The sequence below is a fragment of the Mesorhizobium sp. M1004 genome, assembly GCF_040318795.1.
In the GTDB taxonomy this organism is placed as follows: Bacteria; Pseudomonadota; Alphaproteobacteria; order Rhizobiales; family Rhizobiaceae; genus Mesorhizobium.
The window spans coordinates 51,312-62,855 of sequence record NZ_JAMYNB010000020.1 but is presented as its reverse complement, the minus strand read 5'-3'; the positions used below and the strand labels follow the sequence as shown (position 1 = coordinate 62,855).

At 66.6% G+C, this 11,544-nt stretch carries 8 protein-coding genes and 1 pseudogene; all 9 read right to left on the bottom strand.

Annotated features, from left to right (window positions below; genetic code table 11):
• Positions 1 to 3: 3 nt before the first annotated feature.
• The gene (gene fni, locus NKH54_RS29135) at positions 4 to 1,050 is read right to left on the bottom strand and encodes a type 2 isopentenyl-diphosphate Delta-isomerase (protein WP_353029490.1); all 1,047 of its coding nucleotides are present in this window, start codon (positions 1,048 to 1,050) and stop codon (positions 4 to 6) included.
• Between the two features lie 85 nt (positions 1,051 to 1,135).
• Positions 1,136 to 2,038, bottom strand: coding sequence for a terpene synthase family protein (locus NKH54_RS29130; protein WP_353029480.1), 903 nt, complete (start codon positions 2,036 to 2,038; stop codon positions 1,136 to 1,138).
• Entirely contained in the window at positions 2,035 to 3,585 is a 1,551-nt protein-coding gene (locus NKH54_RS29125) for a hypothetical protein (RefSeq protein ID WP_353029479.1), read from the bottom strand. Before NKH54_RS29125 ends, NKH54_RS29130 begins: the two co-directional genes overlap by 4 nt.
• Before the next feature lie 143 nt (positions 3,586 to 3,728).
• A complete protein-coding gene (locus NKH54_RS29120; RefSeq protein WP_353029478.1) occupies positions 3,729 to 4,730 on the bottom strand; it encodes a polyprenyl synthetase family protein in 1,002 nt (333 codons plus the stop codon).
• Between the two features lie 121 nt (positions 4,731 to 4,851).
• Positions 4,852 to 6,195: a cytochrome P450 gene (locus tag NKH54_RS29115; RefSeq protein ID WP_353029477.1), complete on the bottom strand. Its 1,344-nt coding sequence runs from the start codon at positions 6,193 to 6,195 to the stop codon at positions 4,852 to 4,854.
• The gene (locus tag NKH54_RS29110) at positions 6,195 to 7,037 is read right to left on the bottom strand and encodes an SDR family oxidoreductase (protein WP_353029489.1); all 843 of its coding nucleotides are present in this window, start codon (positions 7,035 to 7,037) and stop codon (positions 6,195 to 6,197) included. Before NKH54_RS29110 ends, NKH54_RS29115 begins: the two co-directional genes overlap by 1 nt.
• Positions 7,038 to 7,205: 168 nt before the next feature.
• Positions 7,206 to 7,331, bottom strand: a pseudogene (locus NKH54_RS29105) (ferredoxin); the annotation flags it as partial.
• A 1-nt stretch (position 7,332) separates the two neighbouring features.
• Positions 7,333 to 8,622, bottom strand: coding sequence for a cytochrome P450 (locus NKH54_RS29100; protein WP_352513575.1), 1,290 nt, complete (start codon positions 8,620 to 8,622; stop codon positions 7,333 to 7,335).
• A gap of 91 nt (positions 8,623 to 8,713) precedes the next feature.
• The gene (locus tag NKH54_RS29095) at positions 8,714 to 9,916 is read right to left on the bottom strand and encodes a cytochrome P450 (protein ID WP_353029476.1); all 1,203 of its coding nucleotides are present in this window, start codon (positions 9,914 to 9,916) and stop codon (positions 8,714 to 8,716) included.
• Between the last annotated feature and the right edge of the window lie 1,628 nt (positions 9,917 to 11,544).

The following is an 11,544-nucleotide window of genomic DNA, read 5'->3' as shown; positions in this document are numbered from 1 at the left end:
GCATCAACCGGCGGGCAGATGAGCCAAGGGCAACAAGCGCGCCTGACGCAACGCCGCCAGATCAGCCGAGCCGGTGCAGAAGCAGGCGACGGCCAACTGGCGGATGACGATCTCGAAATGCGCGACAACCGCCTCGGTGGATACCGTAGCCGCGCGCAGCACGCCGGCTGCCTGCCCGGCGATGTCCGCGCCCAGGCGGATAGCCTTGGCCACGTCGACGCCGTCGCTGATCCCGCCCGACGCGATCAGCTTCACCGCTGGCAGCGCCCGACGGACCGCCTGCACGCAGGCCGGGGTCGCAATCCCCCAATCCGCGAACGCCATCGCCACTGCGCGCTCGGCGGCATCGGGGGCCCGCTCGCCCTCCACCGCGGCCCAGCTGGTGCCGCCGGCGCCCGCGACATCGATCACCGCCACGCCCGCCTCGACGAGCGCACAGGCCACCGACGCGGACAGGCCAGATCCCACTTCCTTGGCCACGATCGGCACGCCCACGCTGCGTGCGGCGCGAGCGATCTGCGCCAGGACGCCGCGCCAGTCGCGGTCGCCCTCCGGCTGTACCGCTTCCTGCAGCGGATTGAGATGGACGATGAGTCCATCGGCCTCCAGTGCATCCACCGCCCGGCGGGCAAGGTCCAGGCCGTCGGGCTGGCGCAGTTGCGCGGCGCCGATATTGGCCAGCAAGGGAACGTCTGGGGCGAGGCGGCGCAGCGCGCGCGTCAGCCCCTGGGAGTTGCGGGATTGCAGGCTCACGCGCTGCGAACCGACGCACATGGCGATCCCCAAGGCTTGCGCTGCCTCGCTCAGATGCCGGTTAATGGCCTCGGCGCGTGGCATGCCGCCGGTCATGGAGCTGATCAGCAGAGGCGCGCGCATGGTCTTGCCCAGCAGCGAGGCGCTGAGGTCGATCTGCGTCAGGTCCAACTCGGGCAATGCGCAGTGTTCGAAGCGAATGTACTCGCAGCCGGCGGCGTTGGCCCGTGCCGTTCGACTATCCAGCACGATGTCCAGGTGGTCGTCCTTGCGCCGGCTCAGGTTGGTGTCGCTGATGCTCGCTCCATCCGCCGCGTCGGGCGACGGCGTTGCGTCGGATCGAACCGACGGGAGCGCGCGCACGCCGGCGCTTCCCGCACGTTCAGGCCGGCGCACGCTGGCCTCCCTCCGCAGCGTCGCTGCGGTAGCGGCTGGTTGAGGTCTCGTAGTACTGCGCGCGGATGGCCGCCATGGCATCGATCAACGGTCCCCACGGCGCGGGAAAGCGTTCTTGCGCCATCACCCGGTGCAGCATGCGTGTGTGGCCGGCCAGCTCGTCCTTGAGGAACTCCACCACAGGCATAGCCGGATAGCGCTGCAGCAGCAGGATCGCCGCGTTGTCGGCCTCGCCGGCCGACCTATCCTTTTCGCGTCCATGCAGGTCGTTCTGCAAGCGGCCTATCGCGGAGATGAGCCGCAGGACCTGGCGAAACGCCGGATGCGCGCGCAAGGTCGCCATGCCCAGCCCCCACAGCAAGGACAGGCAACAGAACACGTTCGTGTAGGCGATCGAATCCACGCCGTTGTGCAGGTACTCGGCGTACGACCAGCGTTCCGCCCCTGCCGCCTGCGCGTGTCCGGCGCGCAGCGCCGCGCAGTAGCGCCGGGTATCCTCGAGAAGCTGAGCATAGTCGCGACGATCGTAGGCGAGCGCGGCCAGCGAAGTGCGCAGCACAGCACAGCCCTCGAATCCGGGAAGCGCGCACGGCACGCCCTGCCCCAGCGCCTGCTCCACCGCGGCGAGCTGCTCCGGCGCGATCAGGCGAAGGTCGTTGCAATCGTCGAGCCAGAACAGCAGCGCCAGTTCGCGATAGAACGCCACGATCAGCGTTTCGTCCAGCGGATCGCGGCGGGTGCGGGCGCCGGTGTCGCGCAGGCTCGGATGGATGCGCTGCAGGATGTACTGGCCGCCCCGGACTGCTTCCACGCCATGCTCGTCGGCGAACCCGGTCAGGGAACGCCCCCACTCCAGCACCTGCTGCAGCGCGCGATCGGTCGGGATCATGCCCCGGCTCCTGTTCCCTCAGCCGAGACGCGCCGCCCCCAGCGAAGCGCCAGCCACAACCCGGCGAGTTCGGCCACGCGCACCACCCGGGTGGGGCAATACAGTTCCTTGCCGATCCACAGCGGCGTCTGGGGCAATGCATGGGCTGCGTGGCGGGCGAGCATCCACTTCAGCGCGCGCGCCACCGCCTGCGCGATGCGCCGTCGCCCTGCCGGCTCTTCGCTCCCTTCCATCACGTGCAACGCGAACAGCGCATAGGCGGTTTCCTCGAATGTGGACGCGCGACCGGCGCCCCAGCCGCCGTCGTCGCGCTGCGCCTGTAGCAGCGCCGCCATCGCGCGCTCGTCGCGCCACTGGGGCTTGCCTTGTGCCAGCGCAGCGATCGCATGCGCGGTGGGATACAGCCAGGAAACGTGCCATTTTTCGTTGTCCCATATACCGTGCGGGTTTCGATTGGCCTCGACGTAGGCGCTGGTGCCGGCGGCGGGTTTTCCCAACATTCGCAACGCATGCAGGGCATGGATGTTGGTCGACACCGAGGCATTGCGCTCACCGGGGAAGGTGACGAAGAGCTCGCCGGTTTCGAACTGGCGCAACGCGTCGGCCGCCGGGTCGCGGCCTGCAAGGCGAAGGACGCACAACGCAACGGCGGTGTCGTCCGCATCGGCCGCGAAGTGCAAGGCAGGGCCCAGACCGCGCACGCCGAGGCGGGCGTCGAGCTGCGCGATGATCACTTGCACCGCCTCGGCGAGCGCGGGATGCGCGAACAGACCGGCCAGATGCAGGGTGTGCAGCGACCAGCATGGCTCGAACACATTGATTGGCCAGACGTTGGGAACGACACCTTCGATGCCCGTGCGCGTCGCCCGCGATGCCGCCTGCAGATACCCGCCCGTGCGCCCGACGTGCGGCGTTCTTCTCTGTGTCACGGCGTGCGCACGCCACGCGGCGGTGGCCGCCGGACTGATGCCGATGCTGCCGTCGTCGTCCGGGCATGCGGTGGCCGGCGACGTCCCCCAGGCTTCCCAGGAGTGCAGCAACGGATGGCCGCTCGGCAACGTCGCCACAGCCCCCAGCTTGACCAGGCGTGCTTGCCGCAACGGCAACAGCGCCGCGTGGCGCGAAAACGACAAGCCGCCCAGCAAGGATGCGGCCTCGTCGCACAACCGCGGCAGGATCAGCTCCGCGCCGATGGGCGCGTCTTCCGGCACCGCATGCGCGTAGGGATCGGGCTGGCGCTCGATGAACCGGGTTGCAGCCTGGACTGCGTCGGCAGCCCCGGGAAGAGGATCGGCATGCTGCAATGCCAGCAGCGCCGCCCAGGTAGACGCATGGCGAAACAGCGGGAAGTCCGCACTTCCCCATCCGCCATCGGCTCGTTGCTGCGCAATGAGCCACGCGTACGCGTCGTGCCGACCGGTGACGTTGCCGTCGAACTGCAGAGCTCGCGCCGTGTCGTATACGGACGGACCGACGCTGCCGCCGTCGCTCATCTCGCTCAGCAGGTGGCGCAATTCGGAAAGGATCTGTTCGGACAGCGCGTTCACGCGGGATGTTCCTTCTGCAGAGGAATGAGAACAGAAACGGGCAGACTCCGCGCACGTCGCCGCCGACACGGACACAGTGCAGCATGCAGCGCCCGCCGGCCGTTCGCAGCAGCACAGCGGCAAGTCCTTACGGATGGGCGCGCTCATGAGTATGGCGCGGACAGATAGACGTTGGCCCGCTGCAGCATCTGCGCCAACCCTTCCGCACGCCGCCCCAGAGGGGCGATGGCCTCCCCGGCCTCGTGCAACAAGTACAGCGCGAACTGGCGCGCTGCCTGCAGCCCCATGATCGACGCGCAGGTCGGCTTCTGCGTCGCCGCGTCCTTGCCGGGGGTCTTGCCAAGAGTCGCGGTATCCGCTGTCGCGTCGAGAATGTCGTCGGCCACCTGCAACGCCAGGCCATAACAGGCGGTGTAGCGATCGAGCGCACAGTACAGTGCAGCGTGCGCGGCATCCTCCGCGATGGAGTATAGCGCGCCCATGCGAACCGACGCGCGCACTAGCGCTCCGGTTTTCATCCGGTGCATCGCCAGGATGCTGTCCAGCCCGGCGTGCTTTCCGACCAGCGACAGATCCATGGCCTGCCCGCCTGCGGCACCCTCGGCGGACACCGCCTGCGCCAGTTCACGCACGAGCGCAATACGATTGTCGCCCGGCGCATCCAGGCTCGCCAGCGTCAGGAAGGCGTGGGCCTGCAGCGCATCGCCGACCAGGATCGCAGTGGCTTCGCCGAACTTTACGTGCACGGTCGGAAGGCCGCGGCGAAGCACGTCGTCGTCCATCGCCGGCAGGTCGTCGTGGACCAGGGTACAGGCGTGCATCATCTCGATGGCGGCGCCGACGTCGTCGAGCATGTGCGCCGGCGTGCCCGCCAGTGCGCCGGCAGCCAGACAGAGCAAGGCTCTGGTGCGCTTCCCGCCACGCAAGGTGGCGTAGCGCATGGCTGCCATCAGCTCTGTCTTACCGTCGTCTTCGGCGCAGAGCAGACGCGCCAGCGCCTGTTCGACCCGCTTTGCGCCGTCCTGCATCCAGATCTCCGGGAGCAGCCCGCCAGATGCGCCGCGCGCCAGCGCGCCCAACCCGCCGAATGCGGAAACGCCAGTTCGGTCGTCGTGTATTGTGGAACCGGTTTGCATGTTGTTCATGTCCTTGTAGCTGAGACGGCCACGGCGAGCGCAAGTCGTCACACGAGTGCGTGCGCTGAGTGCAGCAATGCCGCGCCCCGCCGGCGCCGCTGCCTTGCCACACAGGGCATGCGATGCCAGCTCATGAGAAGCCTATGCGGATTGCCATGGACGGATGTGCGGTCGGGTAATAGCGCCGGCCTTTTTCGACGTCGCTCAGCAACTGCGGCCGCACCCCGGCCTTGTGCATGGTCAGCGCCAAGGCGATGCAGAACTGCACCATTTCCAGCCATACCAGATGGTAGCCGATGCAGACGTGTGGGCCGGTACCGAACTGCAGCATGTCAACCGGCCGGATCGGCTCCGTGCGTTGCAGCCACCGCGCCAAGCGGAACTGATCAGGCGCCTCGTGCAGCAGCGCCGAGGTCGAGAAATGCAGCAGCGGGATGCACAGATGGGTGCCCGCGGGAATGCGCCGTTGGCCGAGTTGCAATTCCTGCAGCGCGCGACGCGGCAGGAGCGTGGTCGCCGGATGCAGGCGCAGTGTCTCGCGGAACAGCGCCTCGGCGACCGGACACTGCGCCAGGTCCGCGTGCCGGGTCGGCACCGCGCCCACGCGTTGCGCCTCCTCAACCAGGGCGTCCCACAGCACAGGCTGCCGCGCCAGCTCGATCACAATCCAGGCCATCGTCGAGGCAGTGGTGTCGTGACCGGCAAGCAGCAGCAAGCGAATATTCGCGATCAGGACGTCATCGGAGAGCGGACCGTCGCTGCGGTCGAAGGCGCCCACCATGTCGTTGATCAGCCCGGTGCGCGCGGCATGCGCGCGCGCGTCGCGGACGAACCGGCGCAACTGCGCGTCGATCCAGTCGCGGGCGGCGCGGCCGCGCCGCAAGGGCAGTCCGGGCAGGTCGACCGGTGGCGCGACGATCAATTGCAGCAATTGCCGGTACTTGCGATGCCATCCCGGCAGGTCCTGCGCGGGGATTCCCATGAGGCTGAAGATGAGCTTCAGCATCAGGTCGCCGGTTTCTCGCAGGATGGTTACCTCGCCGCGGGCGCGCCATGCCTGCACCCGCGCCCGGATGACGGGCGCGAACAGGTCGCCGATCCCGGCCTGGGTCAGCCCCTTGGGCAAGAACGCTGCCTTGATGGCATCGCGCGCCTGCCGGTGCGCGCCGCCGTCCAGGGCAACCAACGTTCCGCCAAGCAATTCGGGCGCGATCTCTTCGATCAGCGCCGAGGACACGTCCTTGTGCTTGAGCAGTGAGAATGCGTCCGGATCCACACAGGTCATCAGATGTCCGGCAGGGCCGAAATCCAGCCAGAAGTGGCTGCCCAGCGTCCGTTCTGCGCGCTGAAGCAGGCGCGGCAGGTCGCAGACAATGGCGGGAAGATGCCCGACCAGGGGGAAAGCGCCAGGCATGACCGGGATGTCGCATCGCAGCCGGTGCCGACGGTTCAGTGGGTTGAGCAGTATGTCCATCAGCAGCGCGCCGCCGTCGCCGATTCGGTGTCGCCGGCAGGGCGCGCGGCGCAGCTGTTGCCGCCGTCGGCGTATGTCGGCACATGCGCCAGCATGCCGCCATCGATGCACACGACCTGGCCGGTGATGAACGCAGCATCGGCGGAGAGCAGGAACGCCACGAGTGCGGCCACGTCCTCGGGGCGGCCGACGCGCGGCAGGAGCTGGTGCCGGCGCAAATGCCGTTGCATGCACTCGTCCAGCTTGGCGAGGAGACGCTCGGTCATGACGAGACCCGGCGCAACCGCGTTGCAGCGGATCTGCGCATGACCGTATTGGGTGGCGAGCGAAGCCGAGAGCATGTTCATCGCCGCCTTCGACGCGGCGTAGGACGTCTGCGCCGTGTCACCGCTGAGCCCTTGGCACGACGACATGTTGACGATCGCGCCACCGCCGCGGGCGATCATCCGTGGGATGGCCTGCCGGCAGCAGAGCAGCGTGCCGCGCAGATTGGTCGCCATGGTCTGGTCCCAGACTGCCAGGTCCAGGTCGAGGATCGCGCGGTCGCTCGGGGTCAGATGCATGGCGCTCGCATTGTTCACCAGCAGGTCGAGCCCCCCGAAGTGCCGCTCCGCCGTCTCGAACAGCGCTGCCACCGCCTGCTCATCGGCGATATCCATGGCTATGGGCAGCGCGTGGCCTGCTTCGGCCGCGATCTGCGCGGTGCAGGCGATGGCCGCCGAGCCATCAATGTCGGCCACCACCACTCTGCCGCCCCCGCGCGCGATGGCGAGAGCGCATGCCTTGCCGATGCCGGCGCCGGCGCCGGTCACCACGGCCACCTTGCCTTCAAACCTTCCCATCGTGTCTCCTGAATTGCATTGGTCTTTCGCAGCATGCCGCTCGGCCTGCGCCGGAGAAGGCGCAGGGTCGGCGCTGGCGCGCACGTCATGGCCAGCGTGGCTTTCGATGACCCGAATGGCGGCGACCGGGCACTGGTGGGCCGCAAGCCGCACGGCGGCGTGCAGCGCCTGCGGGACGGTCGCCACGCACACTTCGGCCACCCCGTCCGGTTCGCGCTGGCGAAAGGTGCCCGGCAGCGTCAGCACGCATTGCCCGGTAGTTCCGCACAGATCCTGATCGACCACGACGCGCATCTCAGCCCTCCTGCCCATGCAGCCGCACCGGCAGCGCGCGGAATGTCCTAAGGAACGCGGAGGGCTCCCGGGTCGGCTGCTCGGCCAATGCCAGCGTGGGGAAGCGCGCCTGGATCCGCGGCAGGCTTTCGGCCAACTGCACCCGGGCCAGTTGCGCACCAAGGCAGAAGTGGATGCCGTGGCCGAAGGTCAGCATGATCTTCCCGTCGATCGACATGCCAGGACTGGTGCCGCAGAACCGCACGGGATCGAAGCGATCGGGATCGGCGAAGGCGTCCGGGTCGCGATTGCCGGCCGCGATCAGCACGCGCACGTCCGCGTTCTTCGGGATCACCACGCCGCCCATTTCGATGTCGCGCTGGGCGATACGCGGAATGGAGCTGAACATGGCGGGCGCGTCGTAGCGCAGGGCTTCTTCGACGAATGCCTTCACCCCCACGGCATCTCCCTTCAGCCAGTGCCGCTGTTCAGGATACGCCAGCATCGCCAGGACAGCATGGCCGATGGCCGCAGCAGTGGTGGCGAAGCCGCCCAGCAGCATGCCCCAGAGCATGCTGATCAATTCCGCATCCGACAGCGTCTCGGCATCGTCGTCGTGTGCGCCGACCAGCATTGACACGATGTCGTGGCGGGAATCGGTGCGCTTGCGCTGTATGAGGTCGCCGAAGTAGGCCTGCACCCTGGCGCTGGCCTCGTCCCCCGCGGCGAGCTGCGGATCGCTGGCGTGCGGGCTCAGGCCTTCCAGAATGGCGCTGATGCCGGTGACGAGCGCGAGAATGTCGTCCGGGGGCATGCCGAACAGTTCTCCGAAAACCAGCATGGGCAAGGCCAGCGCGAATTCCTGATGCAGGTCCACTGCCTCCCCGCGCTCCAGTGCGGGCGCCATGCCGTCCAGGCGCGCTGCGACAATGCGAGCGATGGTCGGCCTCAGCTTGTCGATCTGGCCGATGGTGAAATCGCGCGAGATCAGCCGGCGCAGACGCGTATGCGTTGGAGGTTCCTTCATCGCCAAAGTGGACGCCAGCAGACTTAGCGACAGGCTGGTCGCCGCACGCGGGAAATAGCGCGCCAGTTCGCCTGGTGCCGGCCCCCGAAAAGCGTCGCCCGTGGCCTTGAGCGCCCAGTAGATGTCGGCGTGGCGGCTCAACAGAAAGAGGCCCGACGCCGCGCGATGTACCGGATCGTGCTCGCGCAACCACCGCATGAATGGGTACGGGTCCTGAATGCACGCTGGCGACGCCAGTTCGGCGAAGGCGTCCCGGCATGCTGCCGTGGTTTCTTGCACGTCCATCTTGGTCACCTGTTGGTTGGCTGATCTGATCGGCGCGCGGCAGTCGCGCGGGCAATTCGAGGACATCGCGATTCCTCGTGGCGTCCGCGCATCACCAGAGCACCGGGAACTCCACGAACCCGCCAGTGATGATCTCCTTGCGCAACTCCAGTTCTTCGGGGGCCACCGCCAGGCGCAGCGCGGGAAAGCGCTGGAAGATCGAACCGAACACCGCTTTGAGTTCCAGCCTGGCCAGCGCCAAGCCGATGCAGCTGTGCGGCCCGTAGGAGAACGCCAGGTGCGGGTTTTCGTCACGTCCGATGTCGAAGATTTCCGGGTCGTCGAAATGGCGCGGATCGAACGACGTCGCCGGCAGGCCGACCAGCACCTTGCTCTCTGCGGGAACATGCACGCCCGCGATGGTCACGTCGGTCCTCGGATAGCGCATGATGCCGTCCCAGCCGGCGCCCGGCGGGTACATGCGCAGGATTTCCTCCACGGCCTTGTCCACCAGGGATGGATCGCCCACCAGGCGTTCACGCTGTTGCGGATGGCGGAACATGGCCAGCAGGCCAAATTCGATCTGTGCCACGGTGCTCTCGTGCCCCGCCACCAGCATGCCTGCCGCCAGGCCGATCGCCTCTTCCTCGGTCGCCTTGCCCTGGTCGACCGCCGCGAGCAGATCCGTCAGCACGTTGTCGCCCGGATCCTGGCGCTTGTCCCGCATCTTGCCGCGAATGTAGGCGCGGAGTTCTTCCCAGGCCAAGCGCGACGCGCTTCGCGGGCCGCTTTCATGCTGGTGCGTCATCACCTCGTCGGACAGCCCTGCAAAAAAGGCGTGATCCTCGTAGAGCACGCCCATCAGCGCGCCAATTACCATCGCAGGAAGCGGAAAGGAGAGGTGGCGCCGCAGATCGGCGGGCTGGGGCTGGGCCGCCAGCGTCTCGAACAACTGCGCGGTGATCGCCTCCACCTGCTGCGCGAGCTGCTTCACCCTGCCGTTGCTGAAGGCCGGCGCCACGATCGTGCGTAGCCGCGTATGCTCGCCCCCCTCGTGCGAGACCAGCCATCCTGGCGAACCGAGAATCACCGAATCCGGGGTGAATGCCGCCGGCGGCATTCCCGCGGGCCGGAACGCCGCGTCGGTCAACACCGCCTTGGCCTCGTCATAGCCTGTGACCCACCAGCCTTCGTGCCCGGACGGGAAGCGCACGTGGTGGATCGGACCATTGGTGCGTAGCGCCAACATCTCGGGCGATGGCTCAATGTGATCGAGGCGCCACATCGGCAGCGTCGGCAAGGGTTGTTCGGACATGGTGGCACTTCACTCAATAGCGAGGGCGGAAGGTGACCGGCGGGCGCTGCGGCAGCGAAGACCTAAGACGGCATATAGATGACGTCCTCCGAAGGCAGACCGATTATCAAGAACGGCTAACGCGTAACTGTCTAGGCACATCGCGCGGCGAGATGCGGAACGTTATCTTGCACCTTCTAGGTCAGGACAAAGTCGGCGCGGTGGGCATTTGAGCCGCCGCCGGCCAAGCTTTCCTGCGCAAGGGTCGACAAGGGCGGCGAGCTGTTGGGTAAGGGCGGTTTCGCCGAGCACACCATGCCCATAGACGCTATCCGACGCGGATTTGACATTTTGCTTTTCTTTCTTCGTTCCATTCGTGCCATCCACGAAATGAAAGTCGGTCGGCGGCTCCCGGCCCGCAACGAAGAGGCTTCAAAACTCGTGCCAATTTGGCCGACCGAAGAAAAAAATCTGTGATGCTTTTAGGGGCTTAGCCTGAGGCCAGAGAAGAGCTAGGCGAAATAGGCCGGTGTCGCGGGCCAACAAAGGCGACGGAACAGTGTCGGACAGAACGCCTCGGCGACCTTTAGGTCGGGCTTGCGACATTCTGGTCCCAGTTTCGAACATAAGAGGGCGGCAAACAGACACGATTGGGGAATTCGATCCTCACGGGGCCAAGGCGCTTGTCCAAGAGCGCCCGCTAATGGTCGCTGCGACAGGCGCATGTTCGCGATAGCCGTGCCGGCGCGCCCATGAACGCTAGCGCCACACGTTACGCAATGACTGGAGTGCCCTCCAGCCTCAGGTAATGCATCGGCTCGGCTTCCGGTTCGTCTTTGCCCAGCCGGGGCTGAAGCGCCGAATATCCGCACACAGCATCGTTGTTGCCTGTGTGACGAGGCGGTTATAGCGCGCGCCCGATCTTCTAAGACACGGCCTCCGAGAAGGAGGGGCGGTCCAACAGCCCCTCTATTCCAAGTGGCACGCCGCTTGCTGCTCCTGGTTAGAGCACCATCAAATCACGATGAAAGCGACTTGCACCATGGCCGACACGCGAAGCTCCAGACCGTGGCCTGAGGAGACGGTGCCCCTTCCAGCTGAACATCGGGGCATCGTCTCCTCCGGAAGTCCGTTCTGGGTGGCCGCTTTGCGCATGGCTGGTCCGATGCCGGCACGCCAACACGGGCCGCGCGCGCAAATGCGGTTTGCCGGTTCTGTTCAGCATGTGAGTGCCGAAAAGCCTTGTCAAAGGGTCACCCAAGCCAAGGCCGGCGGGTCACTGCCACATATCGACAACACGCTGAACCAGTCCAGTGACGCGGGTCTGTTGCGTAAAGTCACTTTTGAGGCCTGCACATGCTTGCGACATTGGCTACTTCCGGCCGCTATCACTTTTCCTTGGGCACGAGCGCGAGTGATCGATCCCGTTTGCGGCGCCATAGCCGTGGAAAGCAAGCGGCTCGACGGTCTCCAGCTCGCTCAGATCGATTGCGTTCGGATGGCAAAGGCCAGCAGCCAGGACGTTCCCATACGTCGGGATGGAAAAGGAGGTTGCGAGCCGCGAGGTCCTTCCGTGCCCGAGCATACGAGCCTTTTCTCGGTATTGCGCCAGCCTCTGCCAGAAATCAACGGCAGTTTTCTTCTTTAGG

Bases quoted from the DNA above. Each gene is read 5' to 3' on its own strand.
- NKH54_RS29130 (WP_353029480.1), bottom strand. From the start codon at position 2,038: ATGATCCCGACCGATCGCGCGCTGCAGCAGGTGCTGGAGTGGGGGCGT.
- NKH54_RS29120 (WP_353029478.1), bottom strand. From the start codon at position 4,730: ATGAACAACATGCAAACCGGTTCCACAATACACGACGACCGAACTGGC.
- NKH54_RS29115 (WP_353029477.1), bottom strand. From the start codon at position 6,195: ATGGACATACTGCTCAACCCACTGAACCGTCGGCACCGGCTGCGATGC.
- NKH54_RS29110 (WP_353029489.1), bottom strand. From the start codon at position 7,037: ATGGGAAGGTTTGAAGGCAAGGTGGCCGTGGTGACCGGCGCCGGCGCC.
- NKH54_RS29100 (WP_352513575.1), bottom strand. From the start codon at position 8,622: ATGGACGTGCAAGAAACCACGGCAGCATGCCGGGACGCCTTCGCCGAA.
- NKH54_RS29095 (WP_353029476.1), bottom strand. From the start codon at position 9,916: ATGTCCGAACAACCCTTGCCGACGCTGCCGATGTGGCGCCTCGATCAC.